The 25454-nt window shown below is 34.0% G+C and carries 24 protein-coding genes and 1 tRNA gene; 17 read left to right on the top strand and 8 right to left on the bottom strand.

Annotated features, from left to right (window positions below):
• Positions 1–34 precede the first annotated feature (34 nt).
• Positions 35–655 carry a ribosome biogenesis GTP-binding protein YihA/YsxC gene (gene yihA, locus ACZ1AQ_RS00545; protein ID WP_489631019.1) on the bottom strand — a complete coding sequence of 207 codons (621 nt, stop codon included), beginning with the start codon at positions 653–655 and terminating at the stop codon, positions 35–37.
• 25 nt (positions 656–680) lie between these two features.
• The gene (locus ACZ1AQ_RS00540; RefSeq protein WP_489631018.1) at positions 681–1454 is read right to left on the bottom strand and encodes an alpha/beta fold hydrolase; all 774 of its coding nucleotides are present in this window, start codon (positions 1452–1454) and stop codon (positions 681–683) included.
• A 369-nt stretch (positions 1455–1823) separates the two neighbouring features.
• On the opposite strand from ACZ1AQ_RS00540, the gene ACZ1AQ_RS00535 reads away from it, so the two are divergent.
• The 17 genes from ACZ1AQ_RS00535 to ACZ1AQ_RS00455 all read left to right on the top strand — a co-directional run bounded on the left by ACZ1AQ_RS00535 (position 1824) and on the right by ACZ1AQ_RS00455 (position 19816).
• The gene (locus tag ACZ1AQ_RS00535) at positions 1824–2297 is read left to right on the top strand and encodes a division/cell wall cluster transcriptional repressor MraZ (RefSeq protein WP_489631017.1); all 474 of its coding nucleotides are present in this window, start codon (positions 1824–1826) and stop codon (positions 2295–2297) included.
• A complete protein-coding gene (rsmH, locus tag ACZ1AQ_RS00530; RefSeq protein ID WP_489631016.1) occupies positions 2284–3180 on the top strand; it encodes a 16S rRNA (cytosine(1402)-N(4))-methyltransferase RsmH in 897 nt (298 codons plus the stop codon). Before ACZ1AQ_RS00535 ends, rsmH begins: the two co-directional genes overlap by 14 nt.
• A gap of 5 nt (positions 3181–3185) precedes the next feature.
• Positions 3186–3533 carry an FtsL-like putative cell division protein gene (locus ACZ1AQ_RS00525; protein ID WP_489631015.1) on the top strand — a complete coding sequence of 116 codons (348 nt, stop codon included), beginning with the start codon at positions 3186–3188 and terminating at the stop codon, positions 3531–3533.
• Positions 3524–5530 carry a penicillin-binding protein gene (locus tag ACZ1AQ_RS00520; RefSeq protein WP_489631014.1) on the top strand — a complete coding sequence of 669 codons (2007 nt, stop codon included), beginning with the start codon at positions 3524–3526 and terminating at the stop codon, positions 5528–5530. The genes ACZ1AQ_RS00525 and ACZ1AQ_RS00520 overlap by 10 nt, the downstream gene beginning before the upstream one ends.
• Positions 5527–6990, top strand: coding sequence for a UDP-N-acetylmuramoyl-L-alanyl-D-glutamate--2,6-diaminopimelate ligase (locus ACZ1AQ_RS00515; protein WP_489631013.1), 1464 nt, complete (start codon positions 5527–5529; stop codon positions 6988–6990). The genes ACZ1AQ_RS00520 and ACZ1AQ_RS00515 overlap by 4 nt, the downstream gene beginning before the upstream one ends.
• Positions 6991–7065: 75 nt before the next feature.
• Positions 7066–8295, top strand: coding sequence for a phospho-N-acetylmuramoyl-pentapeptide-transferase (mraY, locus tag ACZ1AQ_RS00510; protein WP_489631012.1), 1230 nt, complete (start codon positions 7066–7068; stop codon positions 8293–8295).
• Position 8296: 1 nt separating this feature from the next.
• A complete protein-coding gene (gene murD / locus ACZ1AQ_RS00505; protein WP_489631011.1) occupies positions 8297–9628 on the top strand; it encodes a UDP-N-acetylmuramoyl-L-alanine--D-glutamate ligase in 1332 nt (443 codons plus the stop codon).
• 33 nt (positions 9629–9661) lie between these two features.
• Positions 9662–10951, top strand: coding sequence for an FtsW/RodA/SpoVE family cell cycle protein (locus ACZ1AQ_RS00500; RefSeq protein WP_489631010.1), 1290 nt, complete (start codon positions 9662–9664; stop codon positions 10949–10951).
• Between the two features lie 44 nt (positions 10952–10995).
• Positions 10996–12087, top strand: a complete 1092-nt coding sequence (murG, locus tag ACZ1AQ_RS00495) for an undecaprenyldiphospho-muramoylpentapeptide beta-N-acetylglucosaminyltransferase (protein WP_489631009.1) — start codon at positions 10996–10998, stop codon at positions 12085–12087.
• Positions 12088–12119: 32 nt separating this feature from the next.
• Positions 12120–13469: a UDP-N-acetylmuramate--L-alanine ligase gene (gene murC / locus ACZ1AQ_RS00490; protein WP_489631008.1), complete on the top strand. Its 1350-nt coding sequence runs from the start codon at positions 12120–12122 to the stop codon at positions 13467–13469.
• Positions 13456–14178: a cell division protein FtsQ/DivIB gene (locus tag ACZ1AQ_RS00485; RefSeq protein WP_489631007.1), complete on the top strand. Its 723-nt coding sequence runs from the start codon at positions 13456–13458 to the stop codon at positions 14176–14178. The genes murC and ACZ1AQ_RS00485 overlap by 14 nt, the downstream gene beginning before the upstream one ends.
• 6 nt (positions 14179–14184) lie before the next feature.
• Positions 14185–15582: a cell division protein FtsA gene (gene ftsA, locus ACZ1AQ_RS00480; protein ID WP_489631006.1), complete on the top strand. Its 1398-nt coding sequence runs from the start codon at positions 14185–14187 to the stop codon at positions 15580–15582.
• A gap of 76 nt (positions 15583–15658) precedes the next feature.
• Entirely contained in the window at positions 15659–17608 is a 1950-nt protein-coding gene (gene ftsZ, locus ACZ1AQ_RS00475; RefSeq protein WP_489631005.1) for a cell division protein FtsZ, read from the top strand.
• A gap of 202 nt (positions 17609–17810) precedes the next feature.
• Positions 17811–18260, top strand: a complete 450-nt coding sequence (locus tag ACZ1AQ_RS00470) for a GatB/YqeY domain-containing protein (protein ID WP_489631004.1) — start codon at positions 17811–17813, stop codon at positions 18258–18260.
• Positions 18261–18319: 59 nt separating this feature from the next.
• Positions 18320–18393: transfer RNA gene (locus ACZ1AQ_RS00465), tRNA-Arg, on the top strand.
• Between the two features lie 70 nt (positions 18394–18463).
• Complete coding sequence (locus tag ACZ1AQ_RS00460; RefSeq protein ID WP_489631003.1) at positions 18464–19231, top strand: zinc-dependent peptidase; 768 nt, start codon at positions 18464–18466, stop codon at positions 19229–19231.
• Between the two features lie 165 nt (positions 19232–19396).
• On the top strand, positions 19397–19816 hold the full coding sequence (locus tag ACZ1AQ_RS00455) for a CBS domain-containing protein (RefSeq protein WP_489631002.1): 420 nt from the start codon (positions 19397–19399) through the stop codon (positions 19814–19816).
• A gap of 49 nt (positions 19817–19865) precedes the next feature.
• Here ACZ1AQ_RS00455 and rpe read toward each other — a convergent pair whose 3' ends face one another.
• The 6 genes from rpe to ACZ1AQ_RS00425 form a co-directional block, all read right to left on the bottom strand.
• On the bottom strand, positions 19866–20531 hold the full coding sequence (gene rpe / locus ACZ1AQ_RS00450) for a ribulose-phosphate 3-epimerase (RefSeq protein ID WP_489631001.1): 666 nt from the start codon (positions 20529–20531) through the stop codon (positions 19866–19868).
• A gap of 399 nt (positions 20532–20930) precedes the next feature.
• Positions 20931–21794 carry a sigma-70 family RNA polymerase sigma factor gene (locus ACZ1AQ_RS00445; protein WP_007804760.1) on the bottom strand — a complete coding sequence of 288 codons (864 nt, stop codon included), beginning with the start codon at positions 21792–21794 and terminating at the stop codon, positions 20931–20933.
• Positions 21795–21967: 173 nt separating this feature from the next.
• The gene (locus tag ACZ1AQ_RS00440; protein ID WP_438063669.1) at positions 21968–22213 is read right to left on the bottom strand and encodes a hypothetical protein; all 246 of its coding nucleotides are present in this window, start codon (positions 22211–22213) and stop codon (positions 21968–21970) included.
• A 162-nt stretch (positions 22214–22375) separates the two neighbouring features.
• Positions 22376–23122: a LytR/AlgR family response regulator transcription factor gene (locus ACZ1AQ_RS00435; RefSeq protein WP_489631000.1), complete on the bottom strand. Its 747-nt coding sequence runs from the start codon at positions 23120–23122 to the stop codon at positions 22376–22378.
• Between the two features lies 1 nt (position 23123).
• Complete coding sequence (locus tag ACZ1AQ_RS00430; RefSeq protein WP_489630999.1) at positions 23124–24860, bottom strand: ATP-binding protein; 1737 nt, start codon at positions 24858–24860, stop codon at positions 23124–23126.
• 79 nt (positions 24861–24939) lie between these two features.
• Positions 24940–25335 carry a hypothetical protein gene (locus ACZ1AQ_RS00425; RefSeq protein WP_489630998.1) on the bottom strand — a complete coding sequence of 132 codons (396 nt, stop codon included), beginning with the start codon at positions 25333–25335 and terminating at the stop codon, positions 24940–24942.
• Positions 25336–25454: the final 119 nt, after the last annotated feature.

The following is a 25454-nucleotide window of genomic DNA, read 5'->3' as shown; positions in this document are numbered from 1 at the left end:
TATTAATTGAGATTTGGGATTCTTATTTTATAGTTTAAAACATATTATTGTTTTTGAAGACTTCTTGATTGACTTCGTCAATATATTGTAATAATTCTTCTTTGCCAGTTGATTCTGTGGAAGAAGTGACAAAGTACTGGGGCATTTCGGCCCAGTTGTTTGCTAGCATTTTTTTCTTGTAGGCAGCAATATGAGAATCAATCTTTACGCGACTTATTTTGTCTGCTTTGGTAAAAATAATACAAAATGGAATTTCGCTTTCTCCCATATACGACATGAATTCAATATCTATAGTTTGGGCTTCATGGCGAATATCAATAAGTACAAAAGCACATACTAATTGTTCTCTTAATTCAAAATAATCTGTAATGAATTCTTGAAATATAGATTTTGTTTTCTTTGATACTTTAGCATAGCCATAACCAGGTAAATCGACTAAGAACCAATTGTTATTGATTAAAAAATGATTGATAAGCTGTGTTTTTCCGGGTCTTGCCGAAGTTTTTGCTAATTTTTTATGATTAGTCAGCATGTTAATCAGCGAGGATTTTCCCACGTTTGATCGGCCAATAAAAGCATATTCTGGCAAGAAATCTTTTGGACATTTGCTAACATCAGAATTACTAATAACAAACTCAGCGGATGTGATTTTCATTTTTTATTGTTCTACGCGTACTTGATTAATGTGCTGCTAAATGTGTATGAGTTAACCAATCTTCTAAAATTCGATTAAACTCCTCTGGATGCTCCATCATAGCTGCATGACCGCATTTGTCGATCCAATACAAACTTGAGTTTGGCATTAGTTTATGGAATTCTTCTGCAACTTCAGGAGGGGTTACTTTATCATTTTTCCCCCAAATAATACAAGTTTGCACATGCATTTTTGGTAAATCTTTGGCCATATTGTGACGTATGGCGCTTTTGGCTATTGTTAAGGTTTTGATTAATTTGATTCGGTCATTTACAGTAGCAAATACTTCGTCTATTAATTCTGGTGTAGCAATTTCTGGGTCATAAAAAACATCTTGTGCTTTTTTCTTGATGTATTCGTAGTCTCCTCTTTTTGGATAACTATCTCCCATGGCACTTTCATAAAGTCCTGAGCTGCCTGTAATCACAAGTCCAGCTACTTTTTCAGGATACATTTTGGTGTGGTACAAAGCGATATGTCCTCCTAAGGAGTTTCCTAAAAGAATCACACGATCTAAACCTTTGTAAGTAATAAAATTTTTGACGTAAACTGCAAAGCTTTTAACGTTAGTCTTTAAAATGTTTTGTGTATAGATAGGTAAATCGGGAATAATAATTTTATATCCTCTTTCAGAAAAATAACTTGCTACAGCATCAAAGTTACTTAATCCTCCCATAAGCCCGTGAAGGATTACGATTGGAGTTCCTTTCCCAGCTTCATAATAGCTATACTTGCCATCTATTTTATAGTATTTTTCCATGTAATTTGTAACTCAATTTCAATTTCGACAAATATAGGGTTTATTAAATTAAAATAAATTGTTGGGGTCTCTTTTTACTGATTTTATTCTTTTTCATTTGTTTACTTGTCTAATAACGAGTGTTTTTCAATGTTTAAAATTTGATTTTTTTGCTTTGTACCTTTTTCTTTTTTTATAAGAATTATTTGGTGTTTTTTTTATCGCTATTAACTTTCTTACAAAAAAAATATGCAGAGCTAATTCATTGATAGTCCATAAATTAAGGCTTTTTGGCTTAAGGTGGGTAAACTTATCAACAAAGTGGTATAAAGTGGTAAATTGTGGTAATATTTTATATATTTTTGCTTTATACAATCTTATGCAAAATAGGTGGACGCAATTATTGGTACATATGAGTGTAAAGTCGATGCTAAAGGACGGGTGATGTTGCCTTCTCCTTTGAAAAAGCAATTGGCTGTTTCTCTTCAAGACGGATTTGTTTTGAAGCGCTCGGTGTTTCAGCCATGTTTAGAATTGTATCCGATGGCAGAATGGAATGTGATGATGCAAAAAGTAAATGGTTTGAATCGTTTTGTGAAAAAAAATAATGATTTCATTCGTCGTTTTACAGCTGGTGTTAAAGTGGTAGAGATTGATGCTTTGGGAAGGATGTTGATTCCGAAGGATTTAGTAGGCTTTGCAAGTATTGCTAAAGATGTGGTTTTTTCATCTGCTGTAACTATAGTAGAGATATGGGATAAAGAGTTGTATGAGAAATCGATAAGTGGGGAGGATCTTGATTTTGCTGATTTAGCAGAAGAAGTTATGGGTAACCTTAATAATAATGACAATGGAGTATCATAATCCTGTATTGCTAAAAGAAACGGTAGACGGTTTGAATATCAAGCCTGATGGGGTGTATGTAGATGTTACTTTTGGTGGCGGAGGACATTCGGCCGAAATATTAAGAAGGCTTGGTCCTGATGGGAAATTGTTTGCTTTTGACCAAGATGAAGATGCCTTAGCGAATGCTTTGCAAGACGAACGATTTACTTTAATTAATGAGAACTTCAGATTTATCAAGCGTTTTCTTCGTTTCTATGGTATAAAAGGAGTAGATGGAATTCTAGCCGATTTAGGTGTTTCTTCTCATCAATTTGATGTAGCAGAAAGAGGTTTTTCTACGCGTTTTGATGCAGAATTGGATATGCGAATGAGCCAAAAGAATGATTTGAGTGCCTATCGTGTGGTTAATGAATATGATGATGCGAACTTGAGAAGAGTTTTTTGGGATTATGGAGAATTAAAAAATGCTCCTGCTTTGTCTAGAACTATTATTGAAGCTAGAGAAAAGCATCCTATTAAAACAACCGAAGAGTTGAAACTGATTTTGGCGAAATATTTACCTGAAAAAGTTCGAAATAAAGTTTTGGCTCAAATCTATCAAGCCATTCGTATCGAAGTGAATCAAGAAATGGATGTTTTAAAAGAATTTTTAGAACAATCTTTAGAGATTTTGAATCCTGAAGGTAGATTAAGCGTAATCTCTTATCACTCCCTAGAGGACAGATTAGTAAAACGATTTGTGAAAAATGGCATGTTTGAAGGGGAACCTGAACGTGATTTTTTTGGTAATTATTCAGTGCCTTTCAAAACCATCGGAAAATTGGTTATTCCATCTGATGAAGAAATAAAAAGTAATAATAGAGCACGAAGTGCCAAATTGCGTATTGCAGAAAAGAAATAATGGTCATGAAACAAGGAGTTTACGCCATATTGAAAGCAAAATATCTGATTCATGATGACGCCATCAAGAATTGGCGTTTTATCGTTTTCTTGATATTGCTTGCTATTCTTATGATTGCAAATACCCAACGATTTGAGCAAAAGGTTTTTGAAATCAATGAGTTAAATAATGAGGTAAAAGAACTTCGTTCTGAATTTGTAGATAAAAGATCGGAATTGATGAAGTTAAAGATGGAGTCTACTGTTTCTAGAAAAATGGAAGCGAAACAAATTTATCCGTCAACAGTTCCTCCAGTAAAAATTAAGGTAAAAAAAGAAGAAGACCCGAGTATATTCGAAAAATTATGGCAGTAGAAGATAAAAACATATCATATCGTATTTATCTAGTGGCGTTTTTTCTCTTCATCATGGCCGCGGCTATAGCTGTGAAGCTAACGAATATTCAATGGGTAGAAGGGGACTATTATAGAAAATTAGCCAAAGAAAGAACGGTTAAGAATTTTGTTATTCCAGCCAATAAAGGAAATATTTATTCGGCTGATGGAAGCCTTTTGGCAACGTCAATACCTAATTATGAAATTCGATTTGATGCGGTTGCACCTAAAACTGATGATTTCGAGAAAAATGTAAAGCAATTATCAGATTCTTTGGGTAAACTTTTGAATAAATCTTCGGATACTTTTGAGCGAGATTTACGAAGAGCTAGAGTAAACAAAAGCAGGTACTTTTTAGTAGCTCGAGACTTGAGTTATACCGAATATATGGCCATAAAGAGCTTTCCATTATTCAAACTCGGGCCTTATAAAGGAGGTATTATAGTAGAACAAGAAACAGTTCGTGAGCATCCTATAGGTAAAATTGCCGAAAGAACAATTGGTTATATAGGAAGAGATGTAAATGGACACATCAATCCAGTTGGAGTAGAAGGAGCATATAGTAAATATTTGAATGGTAAAGATGGTCGTATTCTCAAACAAAAAATTGCCAAAGGACAATGGAAGCCAATTAGTGATGTTAATCAAGTTGAACCACAAGACGGCTATGATGTGATTTCTACTATTGATGTTTTTATTCAAGATATTGCACATCACGCTTTGTTGAAGCAATTAGAAGAATATCAAGCAGACCATGGATGTGTAGTGGTTATGGAAACGCAAACAGGTTATGTAAAAGCGATTTCTAATTTAGGTAGAAATGAAAAAACAGGCATGTATTCTGAGCGTTTGAACTATGCTGTCAGAGAATCTCATGAGCCAGGCTCTACCTTTAAGTTAGTAGATTTAATGGCTTTGTTAGAAGATAAACTTATAGATACTAGTGCCGTTTTTGACAGCAAAGGTGGAGAGATAAAATACTTCGGACGAACAGTTCGTGATTCACACAAAGGAGGCTATGGGAAAATTTCATTAGCGAGAGGATTTGAAGTTTCTTCTAATACCGTATTGGTTCAAGCAGTTTACAATAATTATAAATCTAACCCAACACAGTTTGTAAATCATATTAATTCGTATGGCCTGAATAAAAAATTAGGATTAGGGTTTAATGGCGAAGGTAAGCCTTATATTCCACAACCTACGGATGCTAAATGGTCAAGAGTAACATTGCCTTGGATGGCTTTTGGATATGGTGTTTCGGTAACTCCTTTGCAAACCTTAGCGTATTACAATGCTGTGGCTAATAATGGTGAAATGGTAAAACCTTTGTTTGTTTCTGAAATTAAAGAATGGAACAAAACCATTAAAAAATACGATAAAGTGGTATTGAATCCTAGAATTTGCTCACAAGAAACTATTAAAAAACTTAAAGCAGTTCTGGAAAATGTGGTTAAAAGAGGAACCGGATCTAAGTTGTATTCCAAAGATTTTTCTATGGCAGGAAAAACGGGTACGGCTCAAGTTAATTATGCAAAATCTGGCGGAGCGGAGAAGTATTATGCTTCTTCTTTTGTAGGTTACTTTCCTGCAGATCATCCAAAATATTCTTGTATTGTAGTGGTGCACAAACCCAATACAACCAATAATAATTATTACGGAGCCGATGTTGCTGGACCAGTTTTTAAGCGTATTGCACAAAAAATATTTACTGATTCGCCAACAACCAATGAGATTAAAAATTTGAATCGAAAAATTCAAAAACAAGAGAATGACTATAATTCTTATTATGTCAGAGCGCAAAAAAAATTAAAATCAATTCCTAATGTTCGAGGAATGGCTGGTATGGATGCTGTTGCTTTATTAGAAAATTTAGGATTAAAAGTGAAAGCTATTGGAATTGGAAAAGTTAAAAAGCAATCACTTCAAGCGGGACAAAGTATAGCAAAAAATGCAACAATAGTATTAGAATTATCATGAAAACACTAAAAGACATACTCTATAAAGTAGCTATTGACGCACTTAATGGTGCTACCGATAAAGCGGTTCGTCAATTGCATTTTGATTCTAGAAAAATAGAGCCAAATGATGTATTTGTGGCTATCAGAGGGACTGTTTCTGACGGGCATGATTATATTGAGAAAGCAATAGGATTAGGTGCAACAGCTATTGTATGTGATATTTTTCCTGAAGTTTTGCATCAAAATGTGACGTATGTTAGAGTAAAAGATACTAATGCAGCTTTAGCATACATGGCAGCTAATTTTTACAATAATCCATCTCAAAAAATAAAATTAGTTGGAATAACCGGAACCAATGGTAAGACTACTATTGCCTCTCTATTATACCAATTGTTCAAAAAAGCGGGGTTCAAAGTAGGATTGATTTCAACGGTTAGAATTTTAGTTGATGATACTGAGTTTAAAGCTACACACACTACTCCTGATTCTTTAACTATCAATTATTATTTGGAGGCAATGCATACTGCAGGTGTTGAATACTGCTTTATGGAAGTAAGCTCGCATGGAATTCATCAAAAAAGAACCGAAGGATTACATTTCGTTGGAGGTGTGTTTACCAATCTTTCTCATGATCATTTGGACTACCATCCTACTTTTGCTGAGTACCGTGATGTGAAAAAGTCATTTTTTGATTTTTTACCCAAAACAGCCTTTGCGTTGTCTAATGCAGATGATAAAAATGGGACTGTGATGTTGCAAAATACTCAAGCAATCAAACGTACTTATGCTCTTAAAACGTATGCAGATTACAAAGCTTTGATTCTTGAAAATCAATTATCGGGCTTATTGCTAAAAATCAATGATAATGAAGTTTGGGTGAAGTTAATAGGTACATTTAATGCTTATAATTTATTAGCTATTTACGGAACAGCAGTTGAATTAGGTCTAGAAAGTCTTGAAGTACTTCGGTTGTTGTCTGAATTAGAAAGTGTTTCTGGTAGGTTTCAATTTATAGTTTCATCTCAAAATATAACGGCTATTGTTGATTATGCTCATACGCCAGATGCATTAGAGAATGTTTTGAACACCATCAGCGATGTTCGCACTCAAAATGAACAATTGATTACTGTGGTAGGTTGTGGTGGAAATAGAGACAAAGCCAAACGTCCTATCATGGGGGGAATTGCTTCTGAGAAAAGTGACAAAGCCATACTCACTTCGGATAACCCAAGAGATGAAGAGCCAGAAACAATTATAGCCGAAATGGAAACTGGAGTGGCGCCACAAAACTTCAAAAAAGTTTTAGTTATCACAGATCGAAAACAAGCTATTAAAACCGCTTGTCAATTGGCACAACCCAATGATATTATTCTCATTGCTGGAAAAGGACACGAAACCTATCAAGAAATCAAAGGAGTTCGTCATGATTTTGATGATATGAAAATTGTAAAAGAAACATTAGAACAATTAGAGAAATAACTAAGATTAAATTTTATTCTTCAATTTTTTTTAACTGAGATTAAAATTTGAATTTAAATTTTTAAAACAGAAAATATGCTGTACTACTTATTTGAATATTTAAACAAAACAATGGATATTCCTGGAACGGGAGTTTTTCAGTATATCACCTTTAGATCAGCATTGGCATTCATGTTGTCTTTGTTGCTTTCTACTATTTATGGTAAACGAATCATTGGTTTCTTAAGAAGGCAACAAGTGGGAGAAACGGTTCGTGAACTTGGACTAGCTGGTCAAAATGAAAAAGCGGGTACACCTACGATGGGTGGTCTTATCATTATTTTTGCCACTTTGGTACCAGTGTTTTTGTTTGCAAGGCTTCAAAATATTTATATCGTTTTGTTAATCGTCACCACTTTATGGATGGGAACCATTGGTTTTGTAGACGATTATATCAAGATTTTCAAAAAAGACAAACAAGGTTTAAAAGGTATTTTTAAAGTATTTGGTCAAGTAGGTTTGGGCTTAATTGTGGGGTCAGTTCTTTATTTTAGTCCAGCAGTAACGGTTAGAACGGATACTGGCAAAATAGATGTTTTTAAATCATCTACACAAACCGTTATTCTTCCCGCTCCAATTGAGGAAAAATCTACGGCTACTACCATTCCTTTTTTCAAAAATAATGAGTTTGATTATGCTGAGTTATTAGCATGGACAGGTGAAGGTTACGAAAAATGGGCTTGGTTAATTTTTATTCCAGTTGTGATTTTTATTATTACAGCTGTTTCAAATGGTGCCAATTTAACAGATGGAATTGATGGCTTAGCAGCAGGAACATCGGCAGTGTCTGTTTTTGCTCTCGGCATTTTTACATTCGTATCTGGGAATATTATTTTTTCAAATTATCTCAATATTATGTATATCCCGCATTCTGGAGAAATGACAGTTTTTATTTTCTCTTTTGTAGGAGCACTTATTGGTTTTCTTTGGTATAATTCTTATCCAGCATCTGTTTTCATGGGTGATACAGGAAGTTTAACCATTGGCGGAATCATTGCGGTTTTGGCTATTGCTGTACGAAAAGAATTATTGATTCCGTTATTGTGTGGGATTTTCTTAGTCGAAAACTTTTCGGTGGTATTACAAGTCAGTTATTTTAAGTATACCAAAAAACGATTTGGTGAAGGGCGACGAATTTTCTTGATGTCACCTTTACATCATCATTATCAAAAGAAAGGCTATCATGAGAGTAAGATTGTTACTCGTTTTTGGATTGTAGCTATCATGTTGGCAATTTTATCTATCGTAACCCTAAAATTAAGATAAGATGAGATTAGTTGTTTTAGGTGGAGGCGAAAGTGGAGTAGGAACCGCTATTTTAGGACAAAAGCAAGGTTATGAAGTATTTGTTTCTGATTTTGGTAAAATAAAGCAAAATTATAAGGACGTTCTTACGAAATATGGAATTCCTTGGGAAGAGGAACAACATACTGAGGAGTTGATTCTAAATGCTTCTGTGGTTATGAAAAGCCCTGGTATTCCTGACAAAGCGCCCATAGTAAAGAAATTAATCGAGAAAGGAATTTCGGTTATTTCGGAAATCGAATTTACCGCACCTTTCACTAATGCAATAACTATTGGTATTACTGGGAGTAATGGGAAAACAACTACCACTATGCTTACTTATCATCTACTAAAAACAGCGGGTTTAAATGTGGCTTTAGGTGGTAATATTGGAAAGAGTTTTGCATGGCAAGTGGCAGAGCAGGATTATGATGTGTACGTTTTAGAATTAAGCAGTTTTCAATTAGATGGCATAATCAATTACAAACCTCATATTGCTATTCTCACCAATATTAGTCCGGATCATTTAGATCGATACGAATATAAATATGAAAATTATATTGCTTCGAAGTTTCGAATTACCATGAATCAAACAGCATCAGATTATTTGATTTATGATGCAGACGACGAAGCAACTCAAGAATGGTTAAAAAACAATACAACAAAAGCACAATTAATACCTTTTTCTATTTCTCAAACACTGGATTTAGGAGCATTTTTAAAAGACAACAATATGGAAGTTAAAATGAATCAAGAAGAATTTTCAATGGAGACCGAATACATTGCATTAGAAGGAAAACACAATATGAAAAACGCAATGGCAGCAACATCTGTAGCAAAATTGATGCAAATTCGAAATGCTACAATTCGTGAAAGTTTATCCAATTTTCAAGGTGTAGAACATCGGTTAGAGAAAGTTCTAAAAATTCAAAATGTACAATACATCAATGATTCAAAAGCAACTAATGTAAATGCAACCTATTTTGCTTTGGATAGTATGAATGTACCAACAGTATGGATTGTTGGAGGTGTTGATAAAGGAAATGATTATAATGAATTAATGTCTTTGGTACGTGAAAAAGTAAAAGCAATTATTTGTTTGGGAATTGATAATTCTAAAATTATTGCTGCCTTTGGTAATGTTGTAGACGATTTGATTGAGGTTAACACTATGAATGATGCTGTAAGAATGGCACAACGTTACACAGAGAAAGGGGATGCTGTTTTATTATCCCCAGCTTGTGCTAGTTTCGATTTATTCGAAAACTATGAAGACCGTGGTCGTCAATTTAAACAAGCAGTTTACAATCTATAAATTAATTTAAATCAGCTAAAAATATAAAAAACAATGAAGGAACTAGTAAACAAGTTAAAAGGAGATAGGGTAATATGGTCATTCGTGGCCTTATTGGCTTTGTTTTCGTTTATGCCTGTTTTTAGTGCGAGTAGTAATCTAGCTTATATTGGTTTAGGTAAAGGCAATACATTAGGGTATTTGCTGAAACATCTTGCTCATATTGGTATTGGGTTTTTAATTATCTACTGGGTTCACAAAGTTCCTTATCTGTATTTTAGAGCAATCTCAAAAGCGGCTTTACCAGTTGTTTGGGTGATGCTGGCTTATGCATTAGTCAAAGGTACTGTTATAGCGGGGGCGAATGCGAGTAGATGGATTCAGATTCCTTTTATCAAAATTACCTTTCAGCCTTCAACAATGGCGGCTATTGTGTTATTTGTGTTTGTTGCTCGTTATTTGTCCAAAAAAAGAGAAGCACCAATAGATTTTAAATCGTCTTTGCTCGAATTATGGTTGCCTGTTTTTATAACCTTAATCTTTATTTTACCTTCAAACTTTTCTACTACCGCTTTGATTTTTTCGATGGTATTGATGTTGGTTTTTATAGGTAGATATCCAATAAAATACATTGGTTTCATAGTTGGCTCCGGAATAGTAATGCTTATGTTCTTTGTGTTAATTGCAAAAGCATTTCCAGATTCTAGATTTTTTAGTAGAGTTGGAACTTGGGAAAGCCGTATTGAACGATTTACCTCGGATAAAGCAGACGAAGATAATTATCAAATCGAAAAAGCTAAAACAGCTATTGCCTCAGGTGGACTTTATGGTTTAGGTCCAGGCAAAAGTGTTCAGAAAAATTTTCTACCTCAATCCTCCTCTGATTTTATCTTTGCCATTATAGTTGAAGAGTGGGGATTGATTGGTGGTTTGTCTGTATTGGGATTATATTTATTATTGATGTTTCGTTTTGTAATCGCATCCCATAAAGCCAACACTTTGTTTGGAAAATTAATCGTGATTGCTCTAGGATTTCCAATGATTTTTCAGGCTATGATTAATATGGCAGTAGCAGTAGAGCTATTACCAGTTACAGGTCAAACATTGCCATTAATTAGTAGTGGAGGGAGCTCCATTTGGATGACCTGTTTTTCTCTTGGTGTTATTTTGAGTGTGACTAAAAAAGAAGAGGAAATTGCTCAAGAATTGAAAGAAAAACAAATTCGAGAAGAAGTTTTGCAAAAATTGATTGATGCACAACTCGAATCTGATGCTCAAGAAATGGAAGAAGAATATTCTATAGAAGATCATGCGAACCCAATGAATGCTGTACTTAATCGATAGTATCTGATAGTAGTAAATTGTTTATTTGTTCTAAAATTTTTAAGATGTCAAAATTAAGATTCATATTGAGTGGTGGCGGAACTGGTGGTCATATCTATCCAGCAATTGCTATTGCAAATGAGCTAAAGAAGCGATTTCCTGAAGCAGAGTTTCTTTTTGTAGGTGCCAAAGACAAAATGGAAATGCAAAAAGTGCCTCAAGCTGGTTATGCTATAAAAGGACTTTGGATAGCAGGATTGCAAAGAAAATTGACGCTTCAAAATGCATTATTTCCATTGAAATTGTTAAGCAGTTTGTGGGAGTCAAGAAAAATACTTAAAAGCTTCAAGCCTGACGTAGTTATTGGTACAGGTGGATTTGCAAGTGGTCCACTATTGAATGTAGCCAATAGTTTGAACATACCTACTTTAATTCAGGAACAAAATTCCTATCCTGGAATAACTAATAAATTGTTAAGTAAAAAAGCCTCAACAATTTGTGTGGCCTATGAAAATTTAGAGCGTTTTTTTCCAAAAGAGAAAATGATTTTAACGGGTAATCCTGTTCGTCAAGATTTGATTGATGTATCTTCAAAACGAGACGAAGCAATTACTTATTTTAGGCTAAATCCAAATAAGAAAACAATATTGGTTTTAGGAGGGAGTTTAGGGGCAAGACGTATCAATCAGTTGATAGAGAAAGAATTGGATCACCTTTTGGCACAGCAGGTGCAAATTATTTGGCAATGCGGGAAATTATATTTAGATGATTATTCCAAATACAATACTACCCAAGTACAAGTAGTAGCTTTTATCGAACGTATGGATTTAGTTTATGCCGCTGCAGATGTTGTTATTTCTAGAGCAGGCGCTTCCTCAGTGTCAGAGTTGTGTATTGTTGGGAAACCAGTCATTTTTATTCCATCACCCAATGTGGCAGAAGACCATCAAACCAAAAATGCACAAGCCATTGTTGATAAAAAAGGAGCCATAATGATTAAAGAATCAGCTCTAGAAGATGAATTTGGTTTAGTGGTAGAGGCTTTGTTGAAAGATGAAGGCAAACAACAACTCTTGGGGGATAATTTAAAAAAATTAGCCTTGCCTCAAGCAACGGTCCAAATCGTTGATGAAATTGAAAAGTTATTGAAAAAATAGAATACTATTTTGTTAATTTTTAAAATCGAAAAATGAACTTAAATCAAATACATAACGTCTATTTTGTTGGTATCGGAGGCATCGGAATGAGTGCTTTGGCTCGATATTTCAAAAATATTGGAAAACAAGTTTGCGGTTATGATAAAACACCGTCGATGTTGACAAACGAACTTATCGAAAGTGGAATTGATATTCATTTTGAAGATAATGTAGACCTTATACCTTCAAGCTTTAAACCAGAGAATACGTTGGTAATTATTACGCCAGCCGTTCCAAAATCGCATTTGGAATGGAATTATTTCTTAGCTCAAAACTATGAAGTAAAAAAACGAGCAGAGGTATTAGGAATTATTACAAAAGACACTTTTAGTTTTGCTGTAGCGGGAACACACGGGAAAACAACTACCTCTAGTATTTTAGGGCATATCTTGTTTGAAAGCGGAGCCGATGTTACAGCATTTATTGGAGGAATTGTCGAGAATTATAATTCTAATTTAATCGGCATGGGCAAAACAGTTACTGTAGTCGAGGCTGATGAATTTGATAGATCTTTTTTGCATTTGCATCCTAATATTGCTTGTGTGACTTCAATGGATGCAGACCATTTAGATATTTATGGAACCAGTGAGGCTATTGAGGCATCGTTTGTCGAATTTGCTGAAAAAGTTGAAGATAAAAACAAGTTGTTTGTAGCTCATGGACTTCCATTAGAAGGATTGGTTTGTGCTATTGATCAAGACGCACAATTCAAAGCGTATAATGTAAGAGTGGAAGAGGCAAGTTATGTGTTTGATGTACAAACTCCTACAGAAACAATTACTAATTTGCGTTTTGGTTTACCAGGAAGGCATAATTTAATGAATGCGTTGATGGCATTGGCAATGGCTAAAACTTACGGCACCCCAACTGAAGCTATTGCTAGTGCTTTATCGACATTTAGAGGAATCAGAAGGCGTTTTTCTTATCAAATAAAGCGATCGGATTTGGTGTATATTGATGATTATGCACATCATCCAACGGAAATTAATGCAGTACATCAAGCAGTTAGAGAATTGTATCCCAAACAAAAAGTCTTAGCGGTTTTTCAACCACATTTATTCAGTAGAACCAAAGATTTTGCCGATGATTTTGCAGCAAGTTTGTCTAATTTTGACGACGTTTTGTTGTTGGATATTTATCCCGCTCGTGAATTACCAATGGAAGGAATTACCTCTCAATGGTTGATGGATAAAATGACGAATGCTAATAAAAAATTAGTTTCGAAAGAAGAATTAATAGCTTCAATTCAATCTTCTGACGCCAAAGTTATTGTCACTATTGGAGCTGGAGATTTAGGAGAAATGGTCCCATCAATAAAACAAGCACTAAATGAAACGGTTTAATTGGACATCCATTCGTTTATTTTTAATGTTTGGCATTGTGATTTTTTTATATTCTTTTACAGGAAAAAGAAATTTGAATCGAAAAATTACAAAAGCTGAAGTTGTTTTTGTTGGAGAAAATCAGCTTTTTGTTAAACAAAAAGCGGTTAATAAATTGTTAATAGAAAATAGAACCGACCCCAAAACTATTGGTAGAGATGCCTTAGATTTGAATAAACTCGAGAAAACCATCGATTCACACCCCATGATTGATAAGTCGGAAGTGTCTGTGAGTGTTGATGGTGTTCTAAAAGCTGTAGTAAAACAAAAGACACCAATTGCAAGAATTAGTGATGGCGGTGTGTCTTTTTATATTGATTATAAAGGAAATAAAATGCCTTTGTCAAGCAATTATTCAGCGCGAGTTCTTCTTGTTTCGGGGGAAATAAACTATAAAAATAAGGAAAAATTTGCCAAGCTATTTCGTGTGATTTACGACGATGTTTTTTTGAAAAAAAACATCATTGGAATGCAAGTTATGCCAAATGGTAGCGTTTTACTGCTGAATAGAAACTACAATTTTAAAATTGATTTTGGTCAGTTGATAAATGTAGAACAGAAATTCAAGAATTATAAAGCGTTTTTTCAAAAAGTAGTTTTAGATAGTTCAATCACAAAATACAAAAAGATTGATCTTCGATTTGCGGAACAAGTAGTGTGTACTAAATAATAGAAAATGGAAAAAGAGAATATTGCGGTAGGTCTAGATATTGGAACAACCAAGATAGTTGCCATGATTGGCAAAAAAAATGAATACGGGAAATTAGAAATTTTGGGTGTTGGAAAATCCAAAAGTTTAGGTGTGGCTAGGGGTGTTGTAAACAACATTACTCAAACCATCCAATCTATTCAACAAGCTATTTTTGAAGCAGAGAATAATTCAGGATATAAAATTAAGGATGTGGTAGTTGGTATAGCCGGCCAACACATTCGAAGCATTCAACATAGTGATTATATCAGTCGAAATAATCCAGAAGAAGTAATTGGTGATTGTGATATTGATTTATTGATTAGTCAAGTTCATAAATTAGCCATGTTACCAGGAGAAGAGATTATACATGTTCTTCCACAAGAGTTTAAAATTGATGGTCAATCTGATATCAAAGAACCTGTTGGAATGTATGGAGGAAGATTGGAAAGTAGTTTTCATATTGTAGTGGGGCAAGCTTCATCTATTCGAAATGTGGGAAGGTGTATTCAAAGTTCAGGAATTGAGTTGTCTGGTTTGACTCTAGAACCTTTAGCTTCATCTGATGCGGTATTGAGTCAAGAAGAAAAAGAAGCTGGAGTCGCTTTGATTGACATAGGTGGTGGAACTACAGATTTGGCAATTTTTAAAGATGGAATTATTAGACATACAGCTGTAATCCCATTTGGAGGTAATGTTATCACTGATGACATCAAAGAAGGATGTTCTATTGTTGAAAAACAAGCGGAATTGTTGAAAGTAAAATTTGGTTCTGCTTGGCCAGGGGAAAACAAGGACAATGAAATTGTTTCTATTCCAGGAATCAGAGGTAGAGAGCCTAAAGAGATTTCTTTGAAAAATTTATCTAAAATTATCCACGCAAGAGTTGTGGAAATTATTGAACAAGTTTTTGCAGAAATCAAATTATATGGTCACGAAGACCCACGTAAGAAATTGATAGCGGGAATTGTATTAACAGGTGGTGGTGCTCAATTAAAACATATCAAGCAATTAGTTGAATACATTACCGGAATAGATACCAGAATTGGTTATCCAAATGAGCATTTAGCAGGTAATTCGGATGAGGAAATTTCAAGTCCATTATATGCTACTGCTGTAGGATTAGTAATGAATAGTATCGAGAAAAAAACTCAAAGCGCTGTCAAAATTGACAAAAGTCCTGTTCTAGAAAGAACACCTTATTATAGAGAACGTGTGGTCGAAACAGTACCACTACCTGAAATCGAAAAACCTGTGGTCGTAGATTTAGAGGTGAAAGAAGAAAGACATGTGCCAAGTGCAGAGTCAACAGAAACTAAAATAAGACGATCTTTTTTAGATAAATATGTAGATAAGATCAAAGAATTTTTAGATAACGCAGAATAAACAAGATAATAAAAGCCCTTTTTGTCCCAACCGAAAGAGCAAATAATATAAATAAGAATTTCAAAAACCCAATAAGATGACAAGCAACTCAGAATTTGGAAGCATTTCATTTGATTTACCAAAAAACCAATCAAATGTTATTAAAGTTATTGGAGTAGGTGGTGGAGGTAGTAATGCTATAAACCACATGTTTAAGCAAGGAATTAATGGTGTTGACTTTATAGTTTGTAACACTGATTCACAAGCTTTACAAAATAGTTCAGTACCCAACAAAATTCAATTGGGAGTAAACTTAACCGAAGGACTTGGCGCAGGTGCTAATCCTGATGTTGGCCATCAATCCGCGATAGAAAGTATCGGTGAGATTGAAAAAATGTTGGACAGTAATACCAAAATGGTTTTCATTACTGCAGGAATGGGTGGTGGAACAGGAACAGGTGCTGCACCAGTGATTGCTCAATTAGCCAAAGAAAGAGATATTTTAACGGTTGGTATCGTTACTTTACCTTTCTTGTTTGAAGGAAAAGTTCGTCAAGAACAAGCTATTATTGGTATTGAAAAATTACGTAAGCAAGTAGATTCTTTAATTGTTATCAATAATAATAAATTAAGAGAAGTATATGGTAATTTAGGTTTCAAAGCTGGTTTTTCTAAAGCCGATGAAGTTTTGGCAACCGCTTCTAGAGGAATTGCTGAAGTAATTACGCATCACTATACTCAAAATATCGACTTAAGAGATGCTAAAACAGTATTGTATAATAGTGGAACAGCTATTATGGGTTCTGCAACGGCAGTTGGTGAAAATAGAGCTAAAGAGGCAATTATTGCTGCTTTGGATTCTCCTCTTTTGAACGATAATAAAATTACAGGTGCCAAAAACGTATTGTTGCTTATCGTTTCTGGAACTAACGAAATAACTATTGATGAGATAGGTGAAATTAATGACCATATCCAAAATGAAGCAGGTAATAATGCTAATATCATTATGGGAGTCGGCGAAGATGAATCTTTAGGTGATGCTATTTCGGTAACAATTATTGCAACTGGTTTCGACGTAGAGCAGCAAAATGAAATTGTAAATACAGAGCCAAAGAAAATCATTCATACCCTAGAAGAAGAACAAAGAAGTGTTCACAATTTGATTAATACACCTGTGACAACTTTTAATTTGAATGAATCTCCTTCAGATGTTACTGCTGAACGAGTAGTGTTTGAACTAGAAGAGGAAATTGAAGAAGAAGCGCCTGTTGTTTTGGAAGTGAAAAAACCTGTAATGAACAACGATGAACTGATTGTAATGTCTGAATTTATCAAAAATCTAGACGTGACTTTTGAAATCGTTTCTCCAATCGAAGATTTTGATTTTAACATTTCATTACCTTCAAAAGAAGAAGTTCAAATTCCACAAGCTAATATCATTGAGGAGCAAAAACAAACAGCTTTCTCTTTTGATTTGCCTGTAACTCCTAAGCCAAGTTTTGTAGCTCCAACAGCACCAGTTTCAGAAGAAAAGGTGGTTTATGAATTGTCAAATGAGGCGCATGATATCAATGTAGTTCAACCAATTCAGTTCGTACCTGTAACAGAGTTAACAGATAATGGAATTATTAAATATTCTTTAGAAGAGTATATGGAAGTGGAGAATGATTTTATACAATCTAAACCACAAACGAAGCAAGAGGAAATTCCGGCAGAGTTGAATATAACCATGAAACAAGTGGCTCCTATTGAAACTAATGAAGTGGTTCCTGAGTCTGTGTCGCCAATGGACATGACCATCGAAGAAACCCTTCGTTTTAGAGCAGAGGAGAGAAGAAAAAAACTAAAAGAATTCAACTACAAGTTTCATAATAATGTGACTAGAATTGACGAATTAGAGCGCGAGCCTGCATACAAACGTCTTGGAGTAGATTTGACTAATGCACAAGCTGGACATCAGAATTCAAGGATTTCAGTAAGTACAGATAGCAATAATGATTTGCAATTTCGTTCTAATAATTCTTATTTGCATGACAATGTAGATTAGTTTTGAAATAAAAGAAAGAATAGCCTGAAACCTATTTCAGGCTTTTTTTTTGATTATTTATTCAATTTTAGAAACTTTTGAGGAGTTGTTAATACCAGTTAAATATTCTAAATTTGCATTGCTTTTATTGCTTGTGGATTTGAAATAAAAAGCAAGCAAGTGGTATTATTTAAAAAGAAAAATAAATTAAACAAACTATATAATGAGTTTATCAGTACGTATCATGGACGAAATAAAAAACGCCATGAAAGCAAAAGATACTTTGGCTCTTGAGGCCTTAAGAGCAGTAAAATCGGCTATTCTTTTAGCGCAGACAGAAAGTGGAGCAAAAGAAGAAATTGCTGAAGAAGAAGAAATCAAATTATTACAGCGTTTGGTGAAACAAAGAAAAGATAGTGCAGCTATTTACACACAACAAGGAAGAGCTGATTTGGCTGAACCAGAGTTGTTGCAGGCAGCTGTTATTGAGAAGTTTTTACCAGCTCAATTGAGTGAAGAAGAAGTAGAAGCAGTAGTAGCAAAAATTATTGCGGATAATGATGCTTCTGGAATGGCAGCTATGGGAAAAGTAATGGGATTGGCATCTGCTGAGTTAGCTGGAAAAGCTGATGGTAAGACGATTTCAACCATAGTTAAAAAATTATTATCTTAATTTTTTGATTCCAAATTCCATTTTTCTTGGAGTTTGGAATTTTAAAATTTCTAGATATTGACTGCGTAGTTCAACTGGATAGAATATCAGATTTCGACTCTGAGGGTTGCAGGTTCGAACCCTGCCGTGGTCACGTGAAAGGATGAGGAATGTTGTGTTTCTCGTCCTTTTTTTATGTGATAATCACTATAAGTATTGTATAAATGGAGTTATTTTTATTGCAATTTTTATTGGTATTATTAGGATTGGGGTTTATTTTCTTCAATATAATTGAGCCGATTTACGTGTTTTTCTATAACAAGTCTATAGTGGTTCACTGGCATTTGTTTCCAATTCGTATTTCTGATGAGCAGAGAAATATTTTGACGCAAAACTTTCCCTTTTACAATAAATTGTCTCCTAGTAAGAAGCGTTATTTTGAACACAGGATAAATAAGTTTATCGATAAATATGAATTTATAGGCCATGAAATTGAGATTACGGACGAAATACTTGTGCTTATCTCAGGGACTTATGTTATGTTGACTTTTGGCATGAGGAACTATTTAAGCGACTTGTTTCAAAAAATTTTGATTTATCCAACGGTGTATTATTCAACTCTGAACGAGCTGTATCAAAAGGGAGAATTTAATCCAAGGATGAAGACTGTTGTTTTTTCTTGGGAAGATTTTTTGTCTGGTCATGGAATAGCTATAGATAATATTAATTTGGGGTTACATGAATTTACCCATGTTATGCATTTTCATTGTTTGAAAAGTAGAGATGTAAATGCTGCAATTTTTCAGGATGAATATGCAGAAATAGTAGCAATTTATACTTCTCCTGAATTGATTCAGCAAATTAACGATAAAGCTTATTTTCGTTTATATGCTTATGAAAATCAATTTGAATTTATTTCGGTTTTGTTAGAACATTTTTTTGAAAGCCGAATGACTTTAAGACGATACATCCTCAATTGTATGCTCATGTGAAGCGAATGATTAATTTTAACGAGAACTATTTTACCTAATATCTAAAAAAATCGAAATTAACAAGTTGTTATAAAATAACACTAATAATTGTTTTTCTAACTGATAATCATCAGGTTTCTTGCTTTTTTTTTGCTTTAAATTTGGGTATATTTAAAAGTTAGGGTTATGAAAAGTAATGTCCCCGTTTCAAAAATAATGTCCAAACATTTGGTGAAATTGCATTTAAATGACGATTTGACCAAAGCTGAAAGTTTGTTTAAACATCATAAAATTAGACATATTCCAGTTGTTAATGGAAATAAGATTTTAGGTATTTTGAGCTATACTGATTTGTTGCGTATTTCGTTTGCAGATGCAATAGATGACGATGAAGAAGTGATTGATACTACAGTGTATAATATGTTTTCTGTAGAGCAAGTTATGGTTAAAAAAGTAACCACGGTTTCGCCAGATACAAGCATAAAGGCGGCTGCTGAGATTTTGACTCATAATGATTTTCATGCCTTGCCAGTTTGCGAAGGAGATTTGCTTGTCGGTATAATTACTACAACCGATTTAATTCAATATTTAATTGATCAGTATTAAAAAAGAAAGAGGCTCTATCTTTTAAAATGATATAGCCTCTTTTATGTTTTTAGATAGTAGTGATTTGTTTCAAATCTTCGATAGTAGCTGTTGGGTTTTCAGCTTTGAAAACGAAGCTTCCTGCAACTAAAACATCGGCTCCGGCCTCTACTAATGCTCTTGCATTTTTATTCGTAACCCCACCATCAATTTCAATTATGGTGTTGGCTCCTTTTTGAATGATTAAATCTTTTAATTTGGTCACTTTATTATATGTGTTCTCAATAAATGATTGTCCGCCAAATCCAGGATTTACACTCATAATACAAACCAAATCGATATCATTGATTACATCTTCTAATAAGTCAATAGAAGTGTGCGGGTTGATGGCTACACCAGCAAGCATTCCTTCTGCTTTTATAGCTTGTAAGGTACGATGAAGGTGATTGCACGCTTCATAATGAACGGTTAGTACATTGGCACCCAAATCAGCAAACGTTTTGATATAGCGGTCAGGATCTACAATCATTAAATGTACATCAATTGTTTTGGTAGCATGTTTTGCAATTGCTTCAAGTACGGGCATGCCAAACGAAATGTTAGGTACAAATACGCCATCCATAATGTCAATATGAAACCAATCAGCTTGGCTATTATTAATCATCTCTACATCGCGCTGTAAATTAGCAAAATCGGCTGCAAGAACAGAAGGTGCTATAATTGTGTTTTTACTCATCGTTGTGTTGTGTTATTTTTTCGCAAAGATAATTTTTTTAATCGCAAAGTTTGCAAAGAATTTATAGAGATTAAAATATGTGATAAAGTGGATTTTTTTAGCTTTGTTTGCCCTGCAAAAAAAAAACAAAACTCTGGAAACCCGAGCGAAGCGAACTGACTGGAGTTTTGTTTGCCCTGCAAAAAACAAAACTCTGGAAACCCGAGCGAAGCGAACTGACCGGTGTTTTGTTTGCCCTGCAAAAAACAAAACTCCGGTAATCAGCCGGAGTTTTCAATCATCAATCAAAAAACGAACAGTTAATCAGACTGTTGTTTGTGGTAAAATTCCAAACTTAAAATGACCAAATTCCAAGTGTTTGATTGGAATTTGGAATTTAAAAATTGAAATTTATATTAGTTATCCTAAATAGGTTTTTAAGATTTTACTTCTAGAAGTGTGTTTTAATCTACGGATAGCTTTTTCTTTAATTTGACGTACACGCTCACGAGTTAAGTCAAATGTTTCACCAATTTCTTCTAAAGTCATTGGGTGTTGATCACCTAAACCAAAATACAAACGAACTACATCTGCTTCTCTTGGAGTAAGCGTTTCTAAAGAACGCTCAATTTCTGTACGCAATGATTCGTGAATCAATTCTCTGTCTGGATTTGGAGATTCTCCTGAACGTAAAACGTCATAAAGGTTAGAATCTTCTCCTTCAACTAGTGGAGCATCCATTGATAAGTGACGACCAGAGTTCTTCATAGACTCTTTAACGTCATTTACTGTCATGTCTAACTCTTTTGCAATTTCTTCAGCAGAAGGTGGACGCTCATTAGATTGCTCTAATAAGGCGTACATTTTGTTGATTTTATTGATAGAGCCAATTTTGTTTAATGGCAAACGAACGATTCGAGATTGTTCTGCTAAGGCTTGAAGAATCGATTGACGAATCCACCATACCGCATACGAAATGAATTTGAAACCACGAGTTTCATCAAAACGTTGTGCTGCTTTAATCAATCCTAAGTTTCCTTCATTGATCAAATCGGGCAGGGTTAATCCTTGGTTTTGATATTGTTTAGCAACAGATACTACGAAACGTAAATTGGCTTTGGTAAGTTTTTCTAAAGCTCTTTGATCACCTGCTTTTATACGTTGTGCTAATTCTACTTCTTCATCGGCAGTAATTAAATCTACCTTTCCAATTTCTTGTAAGTACTTGTCTAATGATGCAGTTTCACGATTGGTTACCTGCTTGGTGATTTTAAGTTGTCTCATGGTATTTGTCTCCTTATTGTTTAAGTGTACAACTATTTATACGAGTAGTGTTTCAAAAAAGTTACATAATTATCATTTTTTTTCGATAAAAAATAAAATACCCCAACTTTACCATGAAAGAAGGGGTTGGTTATAGATGAAATGAAAATTTTTTATGGTTTTAATTCTTTGATTTATAGGTCATCAGGAGTTTTTAGCATCTCGTCAAAAAGATTTTTCAAAGATTTGACATACAAAGGAAATCCTACAGCTAAAAAAAGATATTCTTTTCTTAAAACAGTTACATCATCTAGAATTTGATACAAACTTGGGACTATTATCAGTAACGAAACCAAAATCCCAATCCACGGATTTAGTTTGGCAGTTAAAAGTTGTTTCAAAAGTTTCATCTCAAATTGGTTTTTTGCTGCTATACTCATTTTAGTTGCTTTGTTAATTATGCTGTAAAAATACCTTTGATATAAAGATTTAGTAAAGGCATTGTTATGAGTCTCCCTTTTTTTGTTATAAAAGCATCTTTTTGAGTTGACATCAAAAAAAAATCTCCGCTTGGGAGACTTGTTTATTTGCAGTGTATTTTTTTAGGAGAGAATATTCATTTTCTTAATGAAGTCTTTATATGTATCGCTTAGGTTGACTTTGTGTCCGCCTTGTACGATGATTAAATTGTCGGCGAGGATGATTTCTTCTATTTTGTTTACATTGACCAAGTAATTGCGATGGGTTTTGATGAATTCATTGGGGTTGAGTAAACCACTAATTTTGGTAAGCGAAATCATAATCACAAATTTTTCTTTTTCGGTAATGATGTTGCAATACCGTTCCTCTACTTCGATGTAGAGAATGTCTTTTAGGGCTACTTTTTTTAAGGCATTTTTTTTCTTGATGAACAAATACTCATGGCTTACTACAGTATCTTGTTCTTCGCTTTGAAAGACTTGGTTTTGAGCGTAAAATTTTTCTACCGCCATTTCAATAGCATATAAAATTTCTAATGGATTGAAAGGTTTCATTAAGAAACTAAACGGTTTAGTAAGTTTGGCTCTTTCGAAGATTTGACGGTCTTGTGAACTGGTCAAAAACACAAAAGGCTTTACGGCATTGGGCACTATGCTAATCGCTTCAGCAAAAGCGATGCCGTCGGGTTTTCCATCCAAAAAAACATCTATAATGGCAATATCTACTTTTTCGCTATAAAACAGTGTTAAGGCTTCTTTGAATGTTCTTGCTACCCCAACGATGTTGTAGTTGTTTTCCAAAAGTACTTTGCTCAAGGCGTTGCTTTCTTCTGGCGTATCTTCTATGATTAGAATGTTGATGGTATCCATACTATACGGTTTTTGGGAATGATAAAATCATCTTAGTGCCTTTGTTGAGTTCGCTTTCTATGGCCAATGTGCCGCCATTTTTCTTAATCATTTGTTTGCATAATTGCATTCCAAGTCCTGTTCCTATGATTTCTGAATTGCTTTTCTTGGCTAATAGTTCGTTGTCTTGCAATAACTCGGCTATGGTTTCTGGACGCATCCCGATGCCTTGATCTTCAATAATCAATTGATGGAACTCGGATGGGGTGTCTAGGTTGTAAAAACGAATGCTGCTGTGCTCTGGAGAGAATTTAATAGCATTGTCTAACAAGTTGCGCAATATTATTTTTAACGAATCGAGATCTACGAAGATAAAACAGTTTTTGGATACTTCGTTTTCAAAGGCAATTGTTTTTTCTAACAGTAAGGGTTTGTAGCTGTATTCTATTTGCTGTACAATGGAGAACAAATGTACCGAATCTTTATGAAAATATAATTGTTGGGTTTGGAGTAACGCCCAATGCAACAAATTGTCTAATAGGCTATAGGCGCCATTGGCAATCGCACTGTTTTGATGCAGGAGCTTGTCGAGTTCGTCGTAGTTTTTGGATTCTAGGGAACTAGTGAGTTTGGTGTTGCTGGTTTTGAGCGCATTGACGGACGAACGCAAATCGTGACTAACAATAGAAAACAGTTGGTCTTTGGTCGCGTTGAGTTCGTCTAGTTTTTCTTTTTGACTTAAAATGATTTTAGCATTTTTTACCTTTTGTCCATAAACATACACACCGCCAGTTAAAAGGAGTAGCAAACCTATGGTAGAAAAAAACATAGTATTACGTTGTGTATTTTTTAATTCATTTTCTACTTTGAGTACCGAGATTTGTTTTTGTTTTTGAGCCACCGCATATTTTTTTTCAAAATCTGCAACCGCCCATATTTTGTTTTGGTTGTTAAGAGAATCTTTCCATTTTTCAGATTCTTTACGGTAGGCTAGGGCTTGTTTGAAATTGCCTCTGTTTTCTTCAACAACGGCCATGTTTTTGGAAGCTACTCTTTTCGTGTCAATATCTCTTATTTTTGTCGACAAACTATATGCTTTTTCAAAGTAAGGGATGGCTTGTTTGTCTTTGTATTGAATATAGTATAAATTAGCAATATCCATATATAATCTAATGATTGAAGCACTGTCTTTTTCTTTTTTTTGAGCTTCAAGACTTTTAAAAAAGTATTCCTCAGCTTTTTTAAATTGATTGAGGAGCAAATAGCAACTTCCTAGGTTTTCATAAATAACACTTATTTTATAACCTTGTTTGCTTGAAATCGGTATTTTTTCTGCTTCTTTAAAATAATAGATCGCTTTGTTAAGTTCTTTTAATTCTAATGAAATTTGTCCTAAGTTTTTAATTACTAATGGGTAAAGTTCAAATTTTTTTGAAATTAAATGGAGTTCTAGTTTAGCCTGTTGTAATATGTTCTTTTCTCTAAAACTATAACCTCTGAAAAAATGACAAAAATCTGCTATTTCTTTATTTTGGCTGATAGTTAGTTGTTTCATTGAGTAGACTAAAGTAGAATCCCAATTGTTTTTAATAAAAAACAATTGAGCTTTATTGAAGTTAGTTTCTTCTTTGAATTCTTCTGCTTTTTTAAGTAGTAGTAGTTTTAAAGAGGTTGTAGAGGACTGTGTCGGTGTTTGACAAAAAAGAAAAGTAGAAGAAAATAACAATACAGTAACAAATAACAATTTAATTTTTGGCATTTTGGAAATTTATTAGTTGTAATACAAAACACTAACATCGTTTAATCATTTTTAGATTAAACGATGTCATATATATTAATTAGTTTCCTACTTTTATTTCAGTCCCTCTAGAAGTCTCTGGATCTAAGTCTACCATATAAGACATAATCGTAGTTATATCGCCTACAGTGTCCGAAGTATAATCTACTTCTATATAATACACATCACAAGTTTCAGGCGTTTCTTCCGAGAAATTATAATCGTAATTCATAGTTAGTACGTTTCCATTTTCTGTTGGCGTTTGTACTGTTGGGGCTACGGTATCTTCAGAGTTCATATACAAAGTAGCTCTAATTTTTAGGGTTAAGGGACCACCTTCAGGGGTGTAGAATTTTGCCGAAACTAAAGGAGCAACAGGATAGTTTACGGTTGCAGGGCTCGAAAAAGTAAAAGGTGTTGTGTTAATTTTTGTGTTTTGAATAACTGTAAATGCCATGTCTAATATTGGTTTATAAGGTTAATAAGGTTAAAGATATTTTTTTTATATGAATTAAATGTAAAGTTGTTTAACTTTTTTTGATTTTTATTGTGAAATTCATAAATAACTTTGGATTT

It is taken from the genome of Flavobacterium sp. UM26, assembly GCF_057922445.1.
Note: the sequence above shows the minus strand (reverse complement) of the source record. Positions and strands in the feature narration are given on the sequence as shown.